The following is a 20,964-nucleotide window of genomic DNA, read 5'->3' on the forward strand; positions in this document are numbered from 1 at the left end:
ATGGTCAGGCCCGCGCGGCACGCCGCCCGTTGCCGCCGCCCCTCAGAGCCCCGCGGGGACCCGCCCGCGCGCCGCGGCGGCCGCGCCCACGAGTCCCGCGTCCCGGGCCAGCGCGGCGGGCCGTACCTCCAGGTCTCGGGTGAAACCCAGGGCCGTGTAGCGCCGCAGGTGACGCCGCAGCGGCCCGAACAACGTGTCGCCGGCCTGCGCGACGCCTCCGCCGACGACCACCACCTCGATCTCCAGCAGGGTGGCGCTGCCGGCGATCCCGGCGGCCAGCGCGCGGGCGGACCGGTCGAAGGCCGCCAGGGCGCGCTCGTCGCCGTGACGCGCCGCCGCGGCGACGTCCGCGGCCGTCGGCTCCACGCCGTCCAGCGGCCTCCATCCCGCCGCCACCGCGTGACGGGCGATCGCCGGACCACTGGCGTACACCTCGACGCACCCCCGCGAACCGCACGCGCAGGACGGGCCGTCCAGGTCGACCGTGACGTGGCCGATGTGCCCGGCGTTCCCCGAGGGGCCCGCGTGCAGACGGCCGTCGAGGACGAACCCGCCGCCCACGCCCGTCGACACCACCATGCACAACGCGTCGGCGACGCCACGGGCGGCCCCGTGCCAGTGCTCGGCCGCCGCCATCGCCACGGCGTCGCCGAGCAGGACCGGCTCGACGCCGTCGGGCAGCGACGGGTGCGCACGCATCGTCCGCACCAGCGGGAAGCCCCGCCAGGCCGGGATGTTCACCGGACTCACGGTGCCCGCCGCGGTGTCGACCGGGCCGGCGCCGGCGATGCCGAGCCCGCGCACCGAGCCCCAGGCGGGGTGCGCGGCCAGCGCGTCGACGACGGTGTCGACGGCCCGCACCAGCCGGGCCGCCGACTCACGGGCCGGGGTCGGGATCTCGGCGCGGTGCAGGACGGCGCCCTCGTCGTCCACCAGGGCGCCCGCAATCTTCGTGCCGCCGATGTCCAGGGCCGCGTACACCCGTGAGCTCCTCCTTCCCTCGGAAGCCGGGAGCGGGACCGGGGCCGGGGCCTGGCCCGGCCGGTCGGTGGCCGGGTCGGGGGTCGTGACGGACAACGTTGTCCTCCTACGCTGGATCGGTCCGACGACGTCCGGAGGAGGACGTGACGGCAGGGCGGGCTGGGGTGCGGAGGTCGGTCAGGAGGGTCCGGCCGTCCCGACGACGGGCTCGGGTCCGGGAGCGGCCACGAAGAGAGTGCCGTCCCCCTCGGCCGTGACCCCTTCGTCGGCGTCGGAGAGGAAGCACGACCCGCCCGCGCCGAGCGGGAGTTCCTCGCCGCCGAGCCCGCGCAACAGGGCCTTGCCCTCCGTGCACAGGACGATGCGGGGGCCGGCCTCGGGGACGACGCGTCCCGGCGGCGCGCCCAACTCCGTTCGGTACAAGGTGAATTCCTCGGCGGGGCAGGTGAACACCGTCGTGCGGCCGGACCCCGGAACGGCGACGGGACGTACCACCGGAACCCGCACCGCCGGGTCGGTGATCCGGAGCAGCTCGGGCACGTTCACCTCCTTCGCGGTGAGCCCGGCGCGCAGCACGTTGTCGGAGCTCGCCATCAGCTCCACACCGACCCCGCGGACATAGGCGTGCAGTCCTCCGGCCGGCATGAACAGGGCAGTTCCCGGCGCGAGCACCCGGTGGCACATCAGCAGGGAGGCCACCAGACCGAGATCGGCGGGACGGTGGGCGGACATACGGACCACCGCGTCGTAGGCCGCCGCGTAGGGTCCTGGCACGCGGGCCCGCCTGCGGCAGGCCTCCACGACGGAGTGCACCAGCGCGGCGCGGTCGTGGCGGGGCCACATGAGCACGGTGTGCAAGGCCTCGGTGAGCGAGGGTGCGCCGTCGCCGGCGCGCAGGACGTCCACCACCGGGCGCAGTCGCGCGAGGCCGAGTTCCTCGAGCACGGCGGCTCCCTCGCCGCAGTCACGGAAACCCGCGAGCACCTCGAAGTCGGTGAGCGCGTACAGCAGTTCCGGCTTGGGCCAGTCGTCCGCGTAGGTCCCCTGCCCCGCACCGCCGTTCAGCCGGGCGTCGAACCCGGCACGGGCTTGGCGACGGTCGGGGTGCACCTGGATGGACAGCGGCTGCTCGGCGGCCAGCACCTTCAGCAGGAACGGCAGCCGTCCGCCGAACCGGCGGGCGCACGCCGTGCCGAGTTCCCGCTCCGGTGCGGTGGCGACGACGGCCTGCAGGGTGGTCGCGGCGCCGCCGCGGGTCAGGCCCGTGGGTCCTGCGGGGTGGGCGCCCATCCACAGTTCCGCCTCCGGTCCGGCGGACGGCCGCTCGCGGCCCTGGAGGCCGGCCAGCGCGTGACGGGAGCCCCACGCATAGGGCTTGATGACGGGTCGTAGTGCATCCACGGTCGGTACCGTAGCCGCCATTGAGGGGCTACCGAAAGACGGTTGGTCGGGTTAACAACTAAACCGGTATAACTGTCAACCGGCTGGCAGTGGCGATACCGGCGGAGAGGGGTGGAAGCGGCCTTCATCCACCGGTCCTGCGCGCGTTCGACTGGGATTGCGTCGTCGCCGCAGGCCGGACAGGACCCTAGGGCAGGGCGGGCAGCTCGACAACAGGTCCGACAGACTGAGTGTTGTTCGGTAACCGGTTTAGCGCCCTAGGTTGCTTCGGTGCCCGTGACTTCTGTCAATCACGACGCCGCTATTGACACCACTGAAACAGAAGGTGCTGTCATAGGAGTCCGCCGACGGCCGACAACGTTGCCGTCGGTTGCGCGTCGCTGCCGACCCCCCGAAGGAGCAGCATGGCACCGAAGAGCAGAGGCTTACTGCGCACCGTCGCCGGCACGGCGTTCGCCGTCGCCGTCGGTCTGATGATCTCCGTCCTCGGCCCCATCACCGGCGCGGCCGAGGCGGCGCCCAACGGCCTCAGGGTGAGCAACGGGCGAATCCACGAGACCAACGGCAACCAGTTCGTGATGCGTGGCGTCAACCACGCGCACGCCTGGTATCCGGGCCGGACCAGTTCCCTCGCCGACATCGCGGCCAAGGGAGCCAACACCGTCCGCGTGGTGCTCAGCAGCGGCGACCGGTGGACGAAGACCTCCGCCCCCCAGGTGACGTCCATCATCGGCCAGTGCAAGGCGAGCAAGGTCATCTGCGTCCTGGAGGTGCACGACACCACCGGGTACGGCGAGGACGGCGCGGCCACCACCCTCGACCGCGCGGCGGACTACTGGATCGGCATCAAGAGCGCCCTGGACGGCCAGGAGAACTACGTCGTCGTCAACATCGGCAACGAGCCGTGGGGCAACAACAACTACACCGGCTGGACGGACGCCACGAAGCGGGCGATCGCCAAGCTCCGCGGCGCCGGCTTCCGGCACGCGCTGATGGTGGACGCGCCCAACTGGGGCCAGGACTGGTCGAACACGATGCGCGACAACGCCGCGTCGGTCTTCGCCTCCGACCCGGACCGCAACACCGTCTTCTCGGTCCACATGTACGGCGTGTACGACACGGCGGCCGAGGTGCAGAGCTACCTGAACACCTTCGTCACCAACAAATTGCCCATCGTCGTGGGCGAGTTCGGCAACCAGCACAGTGACGGCAACCCGGACGAGGACGCCATCATGGCGACCGCGCAGTCGCTCGGCATCGGCTACATCGGCTGGTCGTGGAGCGGCAACGGCGGCGGGGTCGAGTACCTCGACATGGTGAGCGGCTTCAACGCCGGCTCCCTCACCAGCTGGGGCAACCGCTTCTTCAACGGTGCCAACGGCGTGGCCGCCACCTCCAGGCGCGCCACGGTCTACGGCTCCGGTACCGGCACGGGCGGCGGCACGGCGCCCAACGGCTACCCCTACTGCGTGAACGGCAGTGCCACCGACCCGGACGGCGACGGCTGGGGCTGGGAGAACTCCCGGTCCTGCGTCGTCCGCGGCGGCCCCGCTGACCGCTGAGACCGCCGGGACCGACGCGGCGCCGGCCCCTCGCGCTTCCTTCCCCCACGGGAGCCGGCGCCGCGTCACCCCGACGAGGACTCCCACCCCTCGTCCACGCACAGCACGCACCATCCCGGCCGGTGCGCACGGCCCGTCAGCACGCGGTGCCTCACGCAGCAGGCGCTCAGAGCCTCCGCCTCGGACGGGAACCAGGCGGCGCCCTCCCCGTGCGGCGCGACACGGGCGCCGTGCACGACGAGGGACCGCACCTCGCGCAGCTGCGCCGCGGCCAGGGCCGGCTCGTGGTCCAGTTCCCACCACCGGTGCCCGGCCGCGGCCAGGTCCGTCACCGTCGTGGCGAACACCGTGTTGCGCCTCCGCTCGGCCGCCGAATCCCCCCAGGGGACGCCCGCCAGGTCGAACCCGACCGTTCCGAGCCCCACCATCCCCTGGTCCTGGAGCGCCCACAGCGCCGCGTACCGGTGGTCCCACGGCGTCTCCGCGAGGTCGCTGACCGCGAGCATCAGCACCTGGACCAGGACGTCCGTCGACATGTTGGTCAGCCGTAACGTCCGGTCACCCGCCCTGAACGTGTTCATGCCCCACATCCTGTCGCGTCCCGGTCCCACGGGACCCTCGGGGCGCCGGCAGGGGGTACGCCGGCGGGCCGGTCGACAGCGTCCACGCTGCCCGCACGCCGTCCTGCCGGAGCCTCGGCGAGGCTGCTCCCACGCCGTCCTGCCGGAGTCCCGACGACCGCCCAGGGGGCCGTCGGCGGGGCATGGCATCCTTCCCCGCAGCGACGCACCCGGCAGGCGGCGCGGTCATGAGGAGAGAGGCGGGGCGCGTGACGGGGAGCGGGCGGGCGGCGGGCGGCAGGGCCGAGCGGCGGCGGATCGGGGTGCTCGTGCTGGGCAACCTGCTCGGCGGCGTCGGCGTCGCTTCGGGCATCACGGTGACCACACTGCTGGTGGAGCGCCTCGGGGCCGTCGAACTGGCCGGACTCGGCCAGGCCGTCGGCGTCCTGGGCTCGGCACTGGCGGCGGTGCCACTGGCCAGGCTGGCGGCACGCCGCGGACGCCGCTGGTCGCTGGGCGTCGGGTACGCGATCGCGGCCCTGGGCGCCGCACTCGTCGTCGCGGCCGCCACGGCCGGTCACCTCGCCCTCGTGATGGCCGGGTTCTGTCTGTTCGGCGTGGCCTCCGCGTGCAACCTGCAGACCCGCTACGCGGCGGCGGACGGAGTCGCGCCCGAGGTCCGCGCCCGCACCATGGCCGTGGTCGTGTGGGCGACCACCGTGGGCTCGGTCGCCGGCCCCAACCTCACCGCACTCGGCCGGACCGCCGGCGAGTCGGTCGGCGTGCTGGGGCTCTCCGGGCCGTACCTGCTGTCCGGCACGGCCTTCGCCGGGGCGTGCGCGCTGATCGCCCTGCTCCACCGGGGCGACGACGTGCGGACCGGCACGGGGGACAAGGGCGTCGGACCGCGGCCCGCCACCGTGGGCGCGCTGGCCGCCCTCCGGTGGGCGGCACGGCGCCCCACCGCCCTGTTCGCCGTCGTGCTGCTCGCCACCGCGCACTCCACGATGATCATGGTGATGGTCATGACGCCGCTGCACATGCAGCACCACGGCATGTCCCTGCGGATCGTCGGCGTGGTCATCAGCGTCCACATCGCCGCCATGTACGGGCTCAGCCCGCTGTTCGGCCGCCTCACGGACCGCTGGGGCCCGCTGCGCACCGCGCTCCTCGGGATAGGCGTCCTGTGGGCCGCCGTCACCCTCGGCTACGCGGCCGCGTCCGGGAACAGCGAAGCGCTGACCGCGACCGCCCTGGTGGTGCTGGGCCTCGGCTGGTCGCTCTCCACCCTCTCCGCGTCCGCGCTGCTCGCCTCGGTCGACGACGACCAGGTGCGGGTCCCGTTGCAGGGAGCCGCCGACGCGGGCATGAGCTACGCCGGAGCCGCCGTCGCGGCGCTGGCCGGCCCGGTCCTGGCCGCGGGCGGCTTCAGCGCCGTCAACCTCGTGGGCGCGGCCCTGCTGCTGCCGGCGCTGGCACTGGCCGTCACGCTCGCGCGGCGGCCGGCGGTACCGGCGAGCTGACCCGGGGGACACGGGCGGTCCGGGCCGCGCCCGGGCGGCGGGAGGCGCCGGTGGCGGGCGTGACGGCCGGGGGCACGACCGGCCGGGACCGCGAGCGCCACCGGCGCGCGAGCGCTACCAGTGCGCGGGCCTGCGAAGAGCCGGCGGCAGCCGGGTGGCCGCGTCGCCTCTCGCGGCGTCGAGCTGGGCCTGGGTGAGGAACAGAGCACCGGTCAGGTCCGCGCCGCGCAGGTCGGCGTCGCGCAGGTCCGCCCCGATCAGGTCCGCCTCCCTCAGGTCCGCCCCGCCGAGGTCGGCGGCGACGAGCAGGGCGCCGCGCAGGCTCGCGCCCCTGAGGTCGGCGGCGGCCAGCCTGGCGCCCATCAGGTCCGCGCCGCGGTGGTCGCGCGGGCGACCCGGGACGCCGGCGCGGACCAGCTCGCTCGCCCGCAGCAGCAGCGGGTTCACCTCGCCGCGCAACGCGTTGACGTCCAAGGTGGTGATCGACTTGGCGGTGCCGCGGGTCAGGGCGTCGACCCGGGACCGCGCCGTGCGCAACTCCTCGTGCACAGGACGTGCGGCCGCGAGGCCGAGGGCCTCCGTGAGGTGACGCAGGAGCTCCTGCAGTTGCCGCATCACCGGGAAGACCTCGAACATCGACCGGGCGGTCTCCGGCGCCCGTCGCCAGTCCACGCCGCCGAAGGTGATCTGGGAGACCTTCTGCCCGGCCCCGAAGCAGTCGAAGACGGTGCACCCCTGGTACCCCGAGTCGCGCAGCCGCGTGTGGATGCCGCAGCGGAAATCGCGCCGAAGGTGGGAGCACGGCTGCCCCGCGGGCTTGTCCACGGCGAAGTCGGCGGACCGGGCGAAGGGCAGGGCCGCACAACACAGTCCGAAGCAGTTGGCGCAGTCGGCCCGGAGGTCCTGGCCGACTGCGAGCGCCGTGCGGTTCGCCTGCTCCGGGCCGACGGCCCGGGCGGTGCGGTTCGCCTGCTCCGGGCCGGCGCCGTGGGGCTGGTGGGCCGGGAGGTCCGTGTACCCCACGTGGGCCGCGGGGGCCGGACGGTTCGGCACGGCGCCTTCGCGCGTGGGCGCGAGGTCCGCCCGTGCGGCTCGCTCCGCGCGAGGGACACGGGACCGCGGCTTCCGGCGCTGCTTCACGTCGGGCCGGGGCTTCTGCCCTTGTCCCGCCCGCGTTCCGGACCTCTCGCCCGGCGCGGTGTCCGGCCGGGGTTTCTTCGTCCGTTCGGCGTCCGGTCCGGGCTGCCGGCTGAGCCTGGTGTCGGGCTGGGGGTTCGGTCGCTGTCCGGTGTCCGGCCGCGGTTTCCGGCGCGGTTCCGTGTCGGGCCTGGGCTTCTGGCGCGGCCCGGTGCCCGCCCGCCGCTCCCGGCTCTGCCCGGTGTCCACCTGCCGCTCCTGCGGCCGTTCCCTGCCCGCCCGTCGTTCTCCGCCCGCTCCCGCGTCCCCGCCTCGTTGTTCCCTCGTGCCCTCCGGGGGGCGTCTGCCCTCGGCGGCGCCCCCGCGCGGCCCGCCGCTCCGGCCTCGGCCCTCCGACGACCCGGCTCCGTCACGCCCACGTGCCGCGGGGGCCGCCGGCCTGTCGCGGCCTGCCGGGCGGCCGGGACGCGTCCGTCCGTCACCGCCGCCGACGGGCGCCCGTTCGCGCCCATCCCCGGACGCGGACCTACCGTGCTGTGCGGACACCGCTCACCCCTGTCGATCGACGAACGCCTCCCGCGTGCACGGCGGTGGCGCCCGGGGGAGTCGTCGCCATCCTCTCAGACCGGTCCCGCACCCTCCGGACGCGTCCCGCCACGCCTGATCGGTGGTCAGAACCGCGCGGAGCGGCCCGTCCCATGGACCGGACACCAGGTTGACGCGTCCACCGCCCCCTGGCATCGTCCCTGCCCATGAGGCCCAAGACTGCTGATCCACAGGCGATCGTCGCGCTCGTAGCGCGCCGTCACGTCGACCTGTGCCGCCAGTCCAGCGCCATCTGTCGCTGACCCTCCGGGGCCCGTCTCCCGGTGCCCCAGCCGCCTGCCGCAGTGGTCCGGTCCGCATGCCGCGACCGGCGCGACGACCCACCTCCACGTCTGTCGGGACCGCCCGTCCCGGCGTCGGCGATGAGGCCGCTCACGCGACGAGTCCTCGCGTCCCGCCGACCCGCTGCGCTCCGAGGTCGGTGACTCCGCCTCTCTGGGCCGGAGTTCACCACACCCCGCGTTCTCCCCCTTCCCCCTTCACCCTGTCGCGCCCTCATCCACGGGCGCGCCGTCCTGAGGAATCGGCATGCCTGAAATATCCCGTCGTCTCTTCGGCGGCCTGGTCGGCGCGGGCGCGGTCGGCGCCGTCGCCGGCACCACCGTCACCGCCGAGGCAGCCCCCGCCGCCCCCGCGGCGGATTCACCCGTCGAGCGACCGTTCCGGGCACGCTCCGGACACGGCTCGGGCAGACGGCCCAACATCCTGTTCATCCTGGGGGACGACCTCGGCTGGGCCGACCTGTCCGTCTACGGAGCCCCGCACATCAGGACGCCCCATCTGGACCGGCTCGCCGCGCAGGGCGTGCGCTTCACCAACGCGTACTCCGGCTCGGCCACCTGCTCACCCACCCGCTTCAGCCTCTACACCGGCCGCTACCCGGGCCGCACCAAGGGCGGCCTGGCCGAGCCCATCGGCAACCGGTCCCAGGGCCTGGACCCCCACCACCCCACCCTCGCGTCCCTGCTGAAGAAGGCCGGCTACGCCACCGCGCTGATCGGCAAGTGGCACTGCGGCTGGCTGCCGGACTACAGCCCCACCCGGTCGGGCTGGGACGAGTTCTTCGGCAACTTCGGCGGCGCGCTGGAGTACTTCTCCAAGCTGGGCCAGCTCGGCGACTACGACCTGTACGAGGGCGACGCCACCTACAAGGACCTCCGCTACTACACCACCGTTCTCACCGAGCGCGCCGTCGACTACGTCGGCCGCGACCACGACAGCCCCTGGCTGCTGAACCTCAACTTCACCACCCCGCACTGGCCGTGGATCGGTGAGGACGACGAGGAGGCCGCCGCGGAGATCGCCGACCGGATCCGTGCCGGAGACGTCCTCGGCGGACTGCGCCACGACGACGGCGGTTCCGTGGAGAAGTACCGGGAGATGGTCGAGAACCTCGACGCCTCGGTGGGCAAGGTGCTCGACGCGCTGCGCCGCTCCGGCCAGGAGAAGAACACCCTCGTCGTCTTCGCCAGCGACAACGGCGGCGAGCGCTTCTCCTACCAGTGGCCGCTGAGCGGCGCCAAGTCGGAGCTGCTCGAGGGCGGCATCCGGGTGCCGACCATCCTGCGCTGGCCGGACCGGATCGACGCACGTCAGGTCAGCCACGAGCCGGTCTACTCCCCGGACTGGACGGCGACGCTGCTGGAGCTCGGCGGCGCCCGGCCCGACCCGGCCCACCCCCTGGACGGCCACAGTTTCGCCGGGTACCTGCTGCGCGGCGAGCAGGTACCCGAACGCGACCTGTTCTGGCGGGTCCGCGGCAACCGGGCGCTGCGCCGCGGTGACTGGAAGTACTACCGGGACGCGGCGGGCAAGGACCACCTGTTCGACCTGGCCGCCGACCAGCGGGAGCAGGCGGACCTCGCCAGGCAACGGCCGGAACTGCTCGCGGAGTTGCGGGCCGCCTGGGAGAGGACCGACGCGGAGCTGCTGCCCTACGCCTCCTGAGCCCGGCGGGCCCTCCCGCCGCCGCGGGAGGGCCCGCCCCGGCGGACGCCGCGTCAGCGGGGCGTCTCCCGGCGCGGCAGGTCGCGGGCCCAGCGGAGCAGCCCGGGGTCGTCGAGGGCCGCGCCCAGCCAGTCATGGGGGAGGGCGGTCCCGGGCAGGGACGGGACGACCGCGACGAACAGTCCGGCGGCGCGTGCCGCCCGGGCGCCCGTGGCCGAGTCCTCGAAGGCGACACAGGCCTCGGGGGCGGCCCCGAGCGCCTCGCACGCCGCGAGGTAGAGGTCCGGGGCGGGCTTGGGGGAGGGCACCTCGTCGGCCGCGAAGGAGTGCTCGAAGTACCGCGCCAGGCCTGAGGACTCCAGCGCGGCGTCCACCAGTTCCCGCGGACTGTTGCTCGCCACGGCGACCGGCCCGGCCGCTCGGCAGGCCCGCACCAGTTCCGCCGCCCCCGGGAGAGGGGCGGCGCCCCGCGCCAGTTCCGCCCGTACGCGCGACAGCAGTTCGGTAACCAGGTGCGGACCGGCGCCGGGCCGGCCGAAGTACTCGGCCATGACCTCCGCCGCCGCCTCCACGGTCCGGCCGACGACCAACGCCTTCTGCTCGGGCCCGAACGGGTGCCCGTGCTCCGCGAAGACGGCCGACTCGACGATGCTCCAGCAGCTCTCCGTGTCGACCAGCAGGCCGTCGCAGTCGAAGACCACGGCCTCGGGGGCCGGGGGCAGGGGGCCAGGGATCATGGGACGTCCTCTCGAGGCGGTTCCCGGTCCTGTCGACGACAGGACCGGGACTGCGAAGGGGAAGGGGCGAGGGAAGGGGCGGACGACGTCGTCCGCGCATCAGTCCTGCAGGGCCAGCCGCACGCCGAAGACGGCGACGACCGCACCGGTGACGCGGTCGAGCCGGCGGCGTACCACGGGCCGCTGCAACTGGTGCCGGACCGTGTGGGCGAGAGCGATCAGCGCACACGCCCAGAGCACCCCCAGCAGGATGTGCACCCCGGTGAGCAACACCCCCGCGGCCAGGTGCGGAGCGTCGGCGGGGATGAACTGCGGAAGCAACGCCACGTAGAAGGCGCCGACCTTCGGGTTCAGGAGGTTGGTCGCCGCGCCCTGACGCCAGCCGCCGGAGAGCGTGTCCCGCTCGGGCGCCCCGGCGTCGGCCGACGTGCCGGCTCCGTGCGCGGTCTCCCGCCCCGTCTGTGTCCTGGTGCGGACGGCCGTCGCGCCGCCGGGCCGTCGGGTGGCCCACAGCATCCTGGCCCCCGTCCACACCAGGTACGCGGCCCCGGCCCAGCGGAGGGTCCGGTAGGCGACTTCGGACGCCGTGAGCAGCGCGGTGACCCCGAGCGAGGTGAACACGCCCCAGGCGAGCGTCCCGCTCTGGATGCCGAGGACCACGCCCCAGGCGCGGCGACGGTGGCCGATCGCGGCGGTGCGCAGGACGAGCGCGGTGTCCAGTCCGGGCGTGAGGGTGAGCAGTCCCACCATCACCGTGAAGGTCCACAGGGCGTCTACAGCGATCATGGGCGCTCACCCTAGAGGCGCGGTGCTCGTACCTCCAGTTTTCTGCCCGATATCGGGCAGGATTCGTGAGTTCGGGCGTGCCTCGGGGTCGCTGTCGCCCGACGGACCACTCCTCACCGGATCAGGCCCGCCCTCGTCCGTACCGGCCCGGGGTGACACCGAGGTGACGCCGGAAGTGCCGGGTCAGATGGGACTGGTCGTGGAAGCCCGCCGCGACCGCGACCTGGGCGGCGGGTCGGCCGTCCAGCAGGAGCCGCCTGGCCCGCTCCACCCGACGGGCCGTCAGGTACTGGTGCGGCGCGATTCCGAACGCCGCCCCGAAGGCCCGCACCAGATGGGTGGGGTGCGCGTGGACCAGCCGCGCCGCCTCGTCCAGCGTGACGCCCTCCACCGTCCGCTCGTCGAGGAGTTCCCGCAGCCGGTGCGCGACGCCCCGGGCGGCGGCCCCGGTGACCGGCGGCGCCGTGGAGGCCCGGGGCGGCCCCAGATGCCCGCGCAGCCGCTCGGCGATCAACCGCAGCCGACTCTCCGCCTCCAGCTCGTCACCGCACCGGCCCAGCGTCGCGTGCAACTGCCCCACCCGACGCCGCAGCACCGGCTCGCGCAGATCGGGGCCGTCGACCGCCGGTCCGATCAGGCTCGCGTCCAGCACGCTCAGGTCCAGGTACACGACCCGCTTGCGGAAGCCCCGCGGCGTCGCCGGCGCCCCGTTGTGCGCGACGTGCGGCGGCAGCAGCGAGACCACGTCCCGCGGCGTGCCGCGCCCCCGGTGCCGGTCGAGGTCGTACCGCACGGCGCCGTCGTCGACGATCAGCAGCGTCCACGCGTCGTGCACGTGCATCGGATACGCGTGCTCCGCGAACCGGGCGTGGAACACCTCGACGACGCCCGGGATCCCCGGCCGCCACGCGGTCACCTCCGGGCCCGTCGGTACCTGCATGCCAAGAACGTACAAGACGGTACGAAGGCCCGGCGGGCACGCTCGCACCATGAGATCCGACACGACGACGACCGGCGTCACCACCGCCCCGCCCGCCCGCTTCGACACCAAGATCGCTGTCCTGCTGCGCAACGACCTCGCGCCCTGGCAGCGCCTGAACGTGACGGCGTTCCTCGTCAGCGGGCTGGGGACCGAGCTGCCCGAGGTCGTCGGCGAGCCCTACGCCGACGCCGACGGCACGCCCTACCTGCCCATGTTCCGCCAGCCCGTCCTGGTCTTCGAGGCCGCCAAGGAGACCATGACCGCAGCGCACGGCCGCGCCCTCTCCCGGGACCTGCCCCGCGCCGTCTTCACCTCCGACCTCTTCGCCACCGGCAACGACCACGACAACCGCGCCGCGGTCCGTGCCGTCCCGCGCGCCGACCTGGACCTCGTCGGCCTCGCGGTGTACGGACCCCGCAACGCGGTGGACAAGGTGCTCAAGGGAGCGCGGATGCATCCCTGACGCGAGGGCGCCGGCGGCGGGCGAGGGGCGCGGTCAGCGAAGGCCCTGGTGCTCCGGGGGGCCCGCCTCGGCCTTCGTGGCCCGCGCCCCGACGTCCTCGGCCGCCTCCGGGTCCTCGGCCGCTTCCGGGGCCAGTTGTGCCTCCGGGTCCAGGGCCGCTTCCGGGTCCTCGGCTGCCTCCGGGTCCAGAACCGAGGGCGGCGCCGACCCGGCGGCGTCCGGTCGTGCGCCGCGGCCGAGGAAGCACGCGGCAGCGGCGCACGCCCCCGCCGCTGCCGCCGCGAGCAGCAGGACGCGGTGGTCGACCAGGGGGAGCAGACCCGCCCCCGCCGCCAGCGCCAGGGCGTTCGGCGCGAACAACAACGTGTTCGCCGTGGCCGCCGACCTGCCCAGCAGCTCGGCCGGGATCTCCCGCTGCACGGCTGTCATCGCGGCGATCAGTACGCAGGGCAGACCCGCGCCCACCAGCGCGGAGGCCAGCAGCGAGACCGGCACCGACGGGACGACCCGCAGGCCGATGCCCAGCGCGAACAGCGCGATGCCCGCCGCCGCGAACACCCGCTCGGGCACACGCCGCAGCAGAGCACCGGCGCACAGTCCGCTGAGCACGGAGCCACAGCCCTGCACCGCGTACAGCACCCCGGCGAAGGCGGGTTCCCGGTGCAGTCCGGCGTCGACGACGGCGTACACCGCCGCCCCGTTCAGCCCGGCCACACCCATGGTCGCCGCCCCGGCCAGGACCAGACGCCGCGGGGCGGGACGAGCCCACAGGCCGCGCATCCCCTCGGTGACGTCCGAGACCCGGTGCCGGGCGCCGGAGGGGGAAGGAGCGGGCTCGGAGACCCGCATGAGGGCGAACGCCGCGGCGGCCAGCACGAAGGTGGCGGCGTCCAGCAGGACCACCGCGGCGCCACCGAACCGCACGAACAGTCCCGCGCCGACCAGCGGCGCCACCAGTTTCATGCCTTCGTTCGCCGTCATCCGCAGACCGTTGAAGTCGCCGCGCAGCGGCTCCGGCACGGCGGCGGCCACCAGGGCGGCCTCCGCGGCGTCCAGCAGCACCGTGCCGACGCCGTACAGCGTCAGTACGACGAACAGGAGCGCGACGTCGTCCTTTTCGTCCACCCCGAGGAGGGGCAACAGGGTCAGGCCCATCCCGAGGTTGACCAGGACCAGCAGCGGCCGGCGCCGTACCCGGTCCGCCACCGTGCCGATCAGCGGACCGGCCAGCAGAGGAGCCCACACGCAGAAGGTGGTCAGCGCCGCCAGACTGTCCGACCCGGTCAGCGACTTCGCCCACACCCCGGCCGCCAGCGCCATGACCGAACTGCCGAAGCCCGAGACCACGACACCGCCCAGGTAGAACGCCACCTCGCGGTCACGCAGGACCCGCCCTCCCACCCAGCCCACGCGGCGCCCCTTCCCGCCGGTTGCCCGCACCACCCACCCGGCAGAGCGTACGGCCGTCGCCGCCGCGACGGCAGGCGTACGGAGGGGGTCGGCCGGGGCCCGCCCAGGCCATAACCTGAACGCAGCAGGGCAGTTGATCTGACGGAGACCGAGCCAGCACAGCCTCCGGTGAAGGGAGCCCGCCCCATGCCCGCCAGCGACCCAGCAGGCCCCGGCGTCCATCTGTCGTCGCTCAAGGTGAGCACCCCCCAGCGCATCCAGCCGGGCCCGACCTACCGGATCGTCCGGTTCCCGTTCGGGTCCGCCGAGTCCACCGACCCCCACGGGATGCACCAGGCCGCGCAGCCCGACGGCCGCACGGTGACCGACTGGGCGTCCGACGACCGTTCGGGGCTGATCTGGCCGTCGGTGCGCGGCTGGGGTCAGCTGTACGCCATGCTCCAGTGGGCCGAGAGCACCGGCGCCACCGAGTACCGCGACCAGTTCGCGCGCGACCCGCTGGAGTTGGCCGGCCCGGTCGACACCACGGCGACCGAGCACCGAGCGCCCACCATCGGCGGCGAGTACTGGGTCAAGGTGTGGGGCATCGTCTGCAATCCCGGCGTCCCGCTCGCCGTGCGGGTCGCCCACAACGCCCCCGGCCCGATCAACCTCACCTTCGCCGAGTTCAAGCTCGTCATCCAGCCGCTCGCCGAGTGAGACGGAGCCGCCCGGCCGGCTCGCCGCGCGCCTCGGTGCGGCGAGCCGTGCCACCGGACGGCGTCGCAGAACGGGATCGCGTCAACGGCAATCTTGACGAGAAGATGCCCGGCGCATGCGTTGACAGGGCAGGTGCGGAGTCGCTGAGATGTGATGGGAGCGCTCCCATCACTCCTGCACCCCCACACCCGCACCCCCACGGAGGAACACGTGCGCACTCACCCCACCCGATTACGCCGACGCCCCCTGGCCTCGGCGTTCCTGGCGGCCTTCGCCGCCGTCGGTCTTCTCCTCGTGGCCCTGGTCACCGCCCCCAGCAGCAACGCCGCGGACTCCGGCTGCCGGGTCGACTACACGGTCAACCAGTGGACCGGCGGCTACACCGCCGCCGTCAAGGTCACCAACCTCGGCTCCGCCGTCACGGGCTGGCGTCTGACCTGGACGTACGGCGGCGACCAGAAGGTGACCTCCGCCTGGAACGCCACGGTGACCCAGAGCGGGCAGAACGTCACCGCCGTGGGCTCCGGCTGGAACGGCAACCTGGCCACCGGCGGCTCCGCCGAGTTCGGCCTGCAGGGCAGCTACCAGTCCTCCAACCCCACGCCCAGCAGCTTCGCGCTCAACGGCGTCGCCTGCAACGGCACCGTGACACCGACCGACCCCGGCACCCCGACCACGACGCCTCCCACGACGCCCCCCACCACCTCCCAGCCCCCGACCAACCCGCCGGGCGGCGGCTGCGGCGGCGCGGTGATCTGCGACGGGTTCGAGGACCAGAGCGGTTCGACCCCCGCCGGGAACTGGAAGCTCGAGGCCCCCGACTGCCAGGGCGCCGGCAAGGTCAGCGTCGACAGCTCGGTCGCGCACAGCGGCAGCAAGTCGGTCCGCGTCGACGGCAAGGCCGGTTACTGCAACCACGCCTTCCTCGCCACCACCAAGGACATCGCCTCGGTGGGCCCCGTGATGTGGGTCAAGATGTGGGTCCGGCACACCACCGCGCTGCCCGCCGCCCACGTCTCCTTCGTCTCCATGCCCGACAGCTCCCAGGGCGGCAAGACCCTGCGCGTCGGCGGCCAGAACAGCGCCCTGCAGTGGAACCGTGAGATCGACGACGCGACGCTGCCCGCCCAGAGCCCCAACGGCGTCGCCCAGAGCCGGGCCCTGCCGACCGGCAGCTGGCAGTGCCTGCGGTTCAAGATCGACACCTCCAACGGCAACCTCGACACCTGGCTGGGCAGCGAGCAGGTGCCGGGTCTGCACGCCGACGGCGTCCCCACCGGCGACATCGACCAGCAGTGGCTGTCCCGCACCACCGCCCCGCGGCCGACCGGCCTGCGGCTCGGCTGGGAGAGCTACGGCGTCGGCGACGACACCCTGTGGTTCGACGACGTGGCCGTCAGCCGCTCGGAGGTCACCTGCTGACAGGGGCCCGCTCGCCCCTTCCACCCGGACGGCGCGGAACCGCTGACCCGCGCCGCCCGGGCCCCGGCCCTCCGGCGGGCGACCGCAGGGGGGCCGGGGCCGTTCTCCCAGCGGGCACGGGTCCTTGGCGTCGCCGGTAGGCCCGGTGACGGCGCGTCGAGGCGCCCCGCTAGGCTCGCGCCATGCTGCGCCCCTGGATCCTGTCGATGGTGTGCGTCCTCTGCGGTGTCGCCCTCGCCGCTCCCCGGGCGTTTCGAGGGGAGCCCGTAGAGGCCGCCGTCTTCCTGCTGCTGTTCGTCCTCCTCGGTGGTCTCCTCTCGCCCCTGGTCTTCCCGCGGTCGCTCGACGCGGCCGAGGCGCAGCGCCGGAGCGCGGCCGACGGACGGCCGATCGTCTACTGGCGCCCGGGCTGCACCTACTGCCTGCGGCTCCGGATCCGCCTCGGCACCAGCGCCGGCCGTCTGCACTGGGTCGACATCTGGCGCGACCCGGCCGCCGCGGCGGCGGTGCGGGAGGCCAACGACGGCGACGAGACGGTGCCGACCGTCGTCGTGGCGGGCCGGCCGCACACCAACCCCGATCCGGCCTGGGTGCGCGCGCAGCTCTCCCGCTCCTCCTGAACTCCTCCTCCTCAACTCCTCGAGCACGCCCCCGCATCGCCGGGGCCGCCCCGCCCCCCGGCGGTGCGGATGCCGGGGGCGGGGCGGCGTGCGGGCCGTGGGGGAGAGGCGTCAGGAAGCGGTGCAGGTCAGGTTGGACGGAGCCGTGGTGCCGCCGCCGACCGTGTAGCCGAACGTGACGGTGGCCCCGGCGGCCAGCGTGCCGTTCCACGCCATGTTCCGGACCGTCACCGCGCCGCTGGTCCCGGTGTTGACGCCGTTCCACAGGCTGGCGATGCTCTGGCCGGAACCGAGGGTCATGCCGACGGACCAGCCGCTCACCGTGGCGGTGCCGCTGTTCCGGACGGTCACCTCACCCTGGTGACCGCCGTTCCACGAGCTGACCGTGCGGTGCGTGGCCGAGCAGCCCGTGCCCGGCGTGCCGCCGGTGCTTCCCGTACTCCCCGTGGTGCCGGACGTGGTCCCGGCCGTCGTGCCTGATGTCGTGCCGGACGTGGTGCCCGTGGTCGTCCCGCCGGCCGTGCCGCCTGTCGTCGTTCCCGACGTGGTGCCGGAGGTCGCTCCCGACGTGGTGCCGGAGGTGGTCCCCGAGGTCGTGCCGGAGGTGGTCCCGCTGGTGGTGCCCGCGCTGGTCCCTCCGGACGTGCCGCCGTCGGCGAGCGTCGGAGTCGTCCAGTCCCGCCAGCCCGACAGGCTCCCGGCCTTGGACCCGGCGATCCGGAAGACGCCCGGCCCGGAACCCGAGTTCTTCAGGAAGGCGTTGATGCTCTGCGTCATCGGCGTGCGCCACTCGGACCGGGTGGCGCAGTGGGTGCCGTCCTGGACGTCGGACCAGTAGGAGATCGAACTCTGGGCGCCGAGCGCCCGGTAGACCTCCGCGCCGCCCAGCGCGGCCACGCTGCCGGACTTGGCGGACAGCCAGTCGACGTGCGGGTTCTCCATGACGAACAGGCCGCGCGGAGCGATCATGCCGATCATCTCGTGGGTGTCCACCGGCAGGTTGTTCGGGCTCGAGGTGTACGAGCTGAACGCGTCCCCCAGCCAGGGCTGTTCGCCGTACGCGCTGCTCAACGACTGGGCCCCGCTCTCACCGTTGACCCCGCGCAGGATCGGCGCGCCGCCGGTGCCCGACTCGACGGGCATGGTCAGGGCGATCCGCTGGTCGAACGCGCCCGCCACGAAGGCGCCCTTGCCGTACCGGGAACAGCCGGTGACCCCCAGCGCGTCGCCCTTCAGTACGCCGGCGCCCGACTGCTGGACGACGTCGATGATCCGGCTGACGCCCCACGACCAGGCCATCAGCAGGCCCGTGGAGCTGGTGTTGCCGTAGAGCGTGTAGAAGGCGCCCTGCTTGTTGGTGCGGGCGGTGCCCTCGCGGCCGACCGCGAGCGGGTCGTAGCTGATGACGGCCGCGCCCGCGGCCTTGATCGTGGCGGTGTCCGCGCCGAGCCCGCCGACGACGATCACGGCGGGGAACGGACCGCTGCCGCTGGGCAGTTCGACCTTGGCCGAGAAGCCGGCGCTGCGGCCCTGGTCCGACACGTTCACCGTGATGCTGCTGGAGGAGACCGTGCCGGACACGGTGGGCTTCGCCGGCTTCTGGCCGTAGACGGTGCGCTCGGCCAGCTCCCTGATCTCCGCGCGGCGGCAGCGCCAGTCGGTCTTGCTGGTGACGCGGGTGCCGTCGATCCGCTTGAACGGGTCGGGCAGCTTGGCGTCCGAACCGGCCGGCGTGCTCCCGACGACGCAGTCGGCGCCCTCGTCCTCGACGGCCGCGGCGGCAGCGGCCGCGGCGGCGGTGGTGTCGGCCCGGATCGCGGCGTCGGCCCGCGGATCGAGGGCGGTCAGCACCAGGATGACGGTCGCGGCGAGCGCGGCCACGGCCCACGCCCAGGGCCGTTGCAGGTGTAAGCGCATAGAACCTCCAAAGGAGGGCGCACGGCCGGGCAGGGGTGGCCCATGGGCGCGCCAGGTGGGGGGACGGTGCGCTCCGGCCCGGTGGAGCTCCTCGGCGCCGGAGAGACACCTCCTGGCCGGCGAAGCGCACGGACTGCTGGGGGCGCCCGGCCGGGGAGGAAGCGCTTTCAGGCTAGGAACGGAGCCGGGGTGTGACAACGCTCCGGTGCCACCCGTCTCAGGTTGGCCGTTCTCGCCCTCCTACCCCCGGTATCGTCGGCCGCCCCAGCCGGACGGATCGGCGGAAACCGGCCTCCCGGGCCCCTTTCGCCCTGTCGTGCGATGGGTTCATTCGGCCACATCCAGGACAAGGCCGAAACTCTCCGAATGTTTCGGGCGCGCTCCCGGTCGGCCGGCTACTCTCCGACGGGCAGTTCCCGGGCCCTGAGCCTGGCCGCGGCCCTGAGGTCCTTCAGTACGGCGTGGAACTCGTTCCGGCGGTTCTGGTCGAGGTTGAGCGGCAGGTCCAACTGGGCGATGAGCCGGGACTCGAGCACCGTGGGTGTCTCGTGCTCCACCCAGCAGACCCGGGCGTGTGCCCTCATCCACCCGCTGAGCTCCGCCTCTCCGGCCCGCCCGAAGGTCATGCGTGTGCCGCTGCCCACTCGGCGCAGTTCCAGGCCGAGCAGGCAGCCGAGCGAGAGCCGGAGGGTGGAGCCCTCCGCGTTGCCGCGGCAGTGGTACCGCACGCGGGTCCGCAGGTTCTGCCTGCTGACGCGGCTCGTCATGGAGCGCGGCGCCATGCCGACGTAGAGCAGCCCCCGCCCCTCCAGATCCGGATGGGGCGCCTCGTCGAAGTGCCAGCCGTACACCCCGGCCGCCGCCGGCACCGGGCCGGGACTCGACATCACCTCGTCCACCGACCACAACCTGTCCGGACGCGTGAGCACGTCGGCTTCCATGTCGGTTCCCCCCACAGGAACAGGTCGCCCCACGGCACGGCGCGACAAGAGCGACACCGTACATCGGTGTGCCGTACATCTGTGAGGGGGTGAGGCGCAGTCCGGCAAACCGACGGAGAGCCGTGACGGGTACGGTGGCGGGCCAGGTGTCGTGTGATCGCCGGCAGGGGGCGTGGTGGGGGAGCTCGTGGGCGCGGCCGGACCGGGACGCATGACGCGCGAGGAGCTGACGCGCCGTCTCTCCCTGCTGCGGCGCGCTCGGATCGCCGGCCGCCGGGCGCCGCACAAGCCGTTGCTCGTGCTCTGGCTGCTCGGCCGGTTCGCGGAGACGGGAAGCACCGAGGTGTCGTACGACATGGCGGAGGAGCCGGTCAGCAGGCTGATCAACGACTTCGGCCCGGCGGTGAGGAGCCCTGCGGCCGCCCGGCAGCGGGCCGCGATGCCCTTCGTCCACCTCGAGCGGGAGCTGTGGGACCTGCGGGACAAGGACGGTGAGGAGATCGGGCCCGGCGCCCCCGAGCGGCGCGGGTGGCTTCGGGACCGAGGGGCCCACGGTCGGCTGCGGCCCGAGGTCGAACTGCTGCTGGCCGAACCCGGGATGCTCGGCCAGGCCGTGCGGCTGCTGATGGAGCAGCACTTCACCACCGCCCTCGAGACGGTGATCTGCGACGCGATCGGCCTCGACCTCGCAGGCCTCGCCGATCCCGGCGAGCGACCCGCCACACGCGGCAGGCGACGGCGGACCGGCTTCACGGAGGAGGTGCTGCAGGCGTACGCGTACGCCTGCGCGTTCTGCGGGTTCGACGGCGCGCTCGGCCGGAACCCCGTCGGGCTGGAGGCCGCCCACGTGCGCTGGCACAGCCAGGACGGACCGGACGAGGTCGGCAACGGGCTCGCCCTCTGCTCGCTCCACCACACCCTCTTCGACGTCGGCGTCCTGGGGATCCTGCCCGACCTGCGCATCCAGGTATCACCCCTGTACGTGGCCCGGAGCGCGGCGGGGAGGGCGACGGACATGCTCCACGGGCAACCGGTGGCCCTCCCCCGCCCCGGCAGGCCGCGCCCGAGCCCGGAACACGTCGACTGGCACGCGCGGCAGGTCTTCAAGGGCGCCGGTGCCGCCGCGGCGTGAGCTCCCGCGTCCCTGCGGCGCAGCTCGAGGAGGGCCCGGACCACGCCACGAACGTGAACTTCGGCGGCTGCGGGGCGGCGTACGCCTCGTGTGCGGGCCGTGCCGGGGGAGCGCGTTCCTCTGACAGTGCTGAGATCC

Annotated in this window: 19 protein-coding genes; 9 read left to right on the forward strand and 10 right to left on the reverse strand. The window is 74.0% G+C overall.

Features of this window, described 5'->3' with window-relative positions:
* Positions 1–42: 42 nt before the first annotated feature.
* Positions 43–981: an ROK family protein gene (locus ACFRAV_RS19020; protein WP_382557119.1), complete on the reverse strand. Its 939-nt coding sequence runs from the start codon at positions 979–981 to the stop codon at positions 43–45.
* 177 nt (positions 982–1,158) lie between these two features.
* Positions 1,159–2,382 carry a mannose-6-phosphate isomerase, class I gene (gene manA, locus ACFRAV_RS19025; RefSeq protein ID WP_382557003.1) on the reverse strand — a complete coding sequence of 408 codons (1,224 nt, stop codon included), beginning with the start codon at positions 2,380–2,382 and terminating at the stop codon, positions 1,159–1,161.
* A gap of 404 nt (positions 2,383–2,786) precedes the next feature.
* On the opposite strand from manA, the gene ACFRAV_RS19030 reads away from it, so the two are divergent.
* Positions 2,787–3,944, forward strand: a complete 1,158-nt coding sequence (locus ACFRAV_RS19030) for a cellulase family glycosylhydrolase (protein WP_382557006.1) — start codon at positions 2,787–2,789, stop codon at positions 3,942–3,944.
* Positions 3,945–4,009: 65 nt separating this feature from the next.
* Here the strand turns inward: ACFRAV_RS19030 and ACFRAV_RS19035 are convergent, their stop codons facing one another.
* The gene (locus ACFRAV_RS19035) at positions 4,010–4,525 is read right to left on the reverse strand and encodes a hypothetical protein (RefSeq protein ID WP_382557008.1); all 516 of its coding nucleotides are present in this window, start codon (positions 4,523–4,525) and stop codon (positions 4,010–4,012) included.
* Positions 4,526–4,773: 248 nt separating this feature from the next.
* Between ACFRAV_RS19035 and ACFRAV_RS19040 the strand changes: the two genes are divergently transcribed.
* A complete protein-coding gene (locus ACFRAV_RS19040; protein WP_382557010.1) occupies positions 4,774–6,027 on the forward strand; it encodes an MFS transporter in 1,254 nt (417 codons plus the stop codon).
* 114 nt (positions 6,028–6,141) lie between these two features.
* Here the strand turns inward: ACFRAV_RS19040 and ACFRAV_RS19045 are convergent, their stop codons facing one another.
* Complete coding sequence (locus tag ACFRAV_RS19045) at positions 6,142–7,080, reverse strand: pentapeptide repeat-containing protein (protein WP_382557013.1); 939 nt, start codon at positions 7,078–7,080, stop codon at positions 6,142–6,144.
* A gap of 836 nt (positions 7,081–7,916) precedes the next feature.
* Between ACFRAV_RS19045 and ACFRAV_RS19050 the strand changes: the two genes are divergently transcribed.
* Both ACFRAV_RS19050 and ACFRAV_RS19055 read left to right on the forward strand, forming a co-directional pair.
* On the forward strand, positions 7,917–8,012 hold the full coding sequence (locus tag ACFRAV_RS19050) for a putative leader peptide (protein ID WP_382557016.1): 96 nt from the start codon (positions 7,917–7,919) through the stop codon (positions 8,010–8,012).
* Between the two features lie 286 nt (positions 8,013–8,298).
* Positions 8,299–9,717, forward strand: a complete 1,419-nt coding sequence (locus tag ACFRAV_RS19055) for a sulfatase (protein ID WP_382557018.1) — start codon at positions 8,299–8,301, stop codon at positions 9,715–9,717.
* A gap of 53 nt (positions 9,718–9,770) precedes the next feature.
* Here ACFRAV_RS19055 and ACFRAV_RS19060 read toward each other — a convergent pair whose 3' ends face one another.
* The 3 genes from ACFRAV_RS19060 to ACFRAV_RS19070 all read right to left on the reverse strand — a co-directional run bounded on the left by ACFRAV_RS19060 (position 9,771) and on the right by ACFRAV_RS19070 (position 12,180).
* Positions 9,771–10,454 (reverse strand): HAD family hydrolase, encoded by a 684-nt coding sequence (locus ACFRAV_RS19060; RefSeq protein ID WP_382557020.1) that lies wholly within the window; start codon positions 10,452–10,454, stop codon positions 9,771–9,773.
* A gap of 99 nt (positions 10,455–10,553) precedes the next feature.
* Positions 10,554–11,240 carry a LysE family translocator gene (locus tag ACFRAV_RS19065; RefSeq protein WP_382557022.1) on the reverse strand — a complete coding sequence of 229 codons (687 nt, stop codon included), beginning with the start codon at positions 11,238–11,240 and terminating at the stop codon, positions 10,554–10,556.
* A gap of 121 nt (positions 11,241–11,361) precedes the next feature.
* The gene (locus ACFRAV_RS19070) at positions 11,362–12,180 is read right to left on the reverse strand and encodes an AraC family transcriptional regulator (protein WP_382557025.1); all 819 of its coding nucleotides are present in this window, start codon (positions 12,178–12,180) and stop codon (positions 11,362–11,364) included.
* Between the two features lie 49 nt (positions 12,181–12,229).
* Between ACFRAV_RS19070 and ACFRAV_RS19075 the strand changes: the two genes are divergently transcribed.
* Positions 12,230–12,685 (forward strand): DUF2000 family protein, encoded by a 456-nt coding sequence (locus ACFRAV_RS19075; protein WP_382557027.1) that lies wholly within the window; start codon positions 12,230–12,232, stop codon positions 12,683–12,685.
* A gap of 33 nt (positions 12,686–12,718) precedes the next feature.
* Here the strand turns inward: ACFRAV_RS19075 and ACFRAV_RS19080 are convergent, their stop codons facing one another.
* Complete coding sequence (locus tag ACFRAV_RS19080) at positions 12,719–14,095, reverse strand: MFS transporter (protein ID WP_382557028.1); 1,377 nt, start codon at positions 14,093–14,095, stop codon at positions 12,719–12,721.
* Between the two features lie 186 nt (positions 14,096–14,281).
* On the opposite strand from ACFRAV_RS19080, the gene ACFRAV_RS19085 reads away from it, so the two are divergent.
* The 3 genes from ACFRAV_RS19085 to ACFRAV_RS19095 all read left to right on the forward strand — a co-directional run bounded on the left by ACFRAV_RS19085 (position 14,282) and on the right by ACFRAV_RS19095 (position 16,836).
* Complete coding sequence (locus ACFRAV_RS19085; protein ID WP_382557030.1) at positions 14,282–14,794, forward strand: hypothetical protein; 513 nt, start codon at positions 14,282–14,284, stop codon at positions 14,792–14,794.
* A gap of 210 nt (positions 14,795–15,004) precedes the next feature.
* Positions 15,005–16,216 (forward strand): cellulose-binding domain-containing protein, encoded by a 1,212-nt coding sequence (locus ACFRAV_RS19090; protein ID WP_382557033.1) that lies wholly within the window; start codon positions 15,005–15,007, stop codon positions 16,214–16,216.
* A gap of 182 nt (positions 16,217–16,398) precedes the next feature.
* The gene (locus ACFRAV_RS19095; RefSeq protein WP_382557034.1) at positions 16,399–16,836 is read left to right on the forward strand and encodes a glutaredoxin domain-containing protein; all 438 of its coding nucleotides are present in this window, start codon (positions 16,399–16,401) and stop codon (positions 16,834–16,836) included.
* 111 nt (positions 16,837–16,947) lie between these two features.
* Here ACFRAV_RS19095 and ACFRAV_RS19100 read toward each other — a convergent pair whose 3' ends face one another.
* Positions 16,948–18,753: a cellulose binding domain-containing protein gene (locus tag ACFRAV_RS19100; protein WP_382557036.1), complete on the reverse strand. Its 1,806-nt coding sequence runs from the start codon at positions 18,751–18,753 to the stop codon at positions 16,948–16,950.
* 395 nt (positions 18,754–19,148) lie between these two features.
* Positions 19,149–19,694: a GIY-YIG nuclease family protein gene (locus ACFRAV_RS19105; RefSeq protein WP_382557038.1), complete on the reverse strand. Its 546-nt coding sequence runs from the start codon at positions 19,692–19,694 to the stop codon at positions 19,149–19,151.
* Positions 19,695–19,905: 211 nt separating this feature from the next.
* Here ACFRAV_RS19105 and ACFRAV_RS19110 point away from each other — a divergent pair, with 211 nt between their 5' ends.
* The gene (locus tag ACFRAV_RS19110) at positions 19,906–20,826 is read left to right on the forward strand and encodes a phosphorothioated DNA-binding restriction endonuclease (RefSeq protein WP_382557121.1); all 921 of its coding nucleotides are present in this window, start codon (positions 19,906–19,908) and stop codon (positions 20,824–20,826) included.
* The last annotated feature ends 138 nt before the right edge of the window (positions 20,827–20,964 follow it).

The sequence above is a fragment of the Streptomyces sp. NPDC056600 genome, assembly GCF_042792855.1.
Taxonomy (GTDB): Bacteria; Actinomycetota; Actinomycetes; order Streptomycetales; family Streptomycetaceae; genus Streptomyces.

What these genes read in the sequence shown, in the direction of transcription:
- ACFRAV_RS19075 (WP_382557027.1), top strand. Translation starts at nt 12,230, where the DNA reads ATGAGATCCGACACGACGACGACCGGCGTCACCACCGCCCCGCCCGCC.
- ACFRAV_RS19110 (WP_382557121.1), top strand. Translation starts at nt 19,906, where the DNA reads ATGACGCGCGAGGAGCTGACGCGCCGTCTCTCCCTGCTGCGGCGCGCT.
- ACFRAV_RS19095 (WP_382557034.1), top strand. Translation starts at nt 16,399, where the DNA reads ATGCTGCGCCCCTGGATCCTGTCGATGGTGTGCGTCCTCTGCGGTGTC.
- ACFRAV_RS19105 (WP_382557038.1), bottom strand. Translation starts at nt 19,694, where the DNA reads ATGGAAGCCGACGTGCTCACGCGTCCGGACAGGTTGTGGTCGGTGGAC.
- ACFRAV_RS19060 (WP_382557020.1), bottom strand. Translation starts at nt 10,454, where the DNA reads ATGATCCCTGGCCCCCTGCCCCCGGCCCCCGAGGCCGTGGTCTTCGAC.
- ACFRAV_RS19085 (WP_382557030.1), top strand. Translation starts at nt 14,282, where the DNA reads ATGCCCGCCAGCGACCCAGCAGGCCCCGGCGTCCATCTGTCGTCGCTC.
- ACFRAV_RS19100 (WP_382557036.1), bottom strand. Translation starts at nt 18,753, where the DNA reads ATGCGCTTACACCTGCAACGGCCCTGGGCGTGGGCCGTGGCCGCGCTC.
- ACFRAV_RS19035 (WP_382557008.1), bottom strand. Translation starts at nt 4,525, where the DNA reads ATGAACACGTTCAGGGCGGGTGACCGGACGTTACGGCTGACCAACATG.
- ACFRAV_RS19070 (WP_382557025.1), bottom strand. Translation starts at nt 12,180, where the DNA reads ATGCAGGTACCGACGGGCCCGGAGGTGACCGCGTGGCGGCCGGGGATC.
- ACFRAV_RS19030 (WP_382557006.1), top strand. Translation starts at nt 2,787, where the DNA reads ATGGCACCGAAGAGCAGAGGCTTACTGCGCACCGTCGCCGGCACGGCG.
- ACFRAV_RS19055 (WP_382557018.1), top strand. Translation starts at nt 8,299, where the DNA reads ATGCCTGAAATATCCCGTCGTCTCTTCGGCGGCCTGGTCGGCGCGGGC.
- ACFRAV_RS19050 (WP_382557016.1), top strand. Translation starts at nt 7,917, where the DNA reads ATGAGGCCCAAGACTGCTGATCCACAGGCGATCGTCGCGCTCGTAGCG.
- ACFRAV_RS19065 (WP_382557022.1), bottom strand. Translation starts at nt 11,240, where the DNA reads ATGATCGCTGTAGACGCCCTGTGGACCTTCACGGTGATGGTGGGACTG.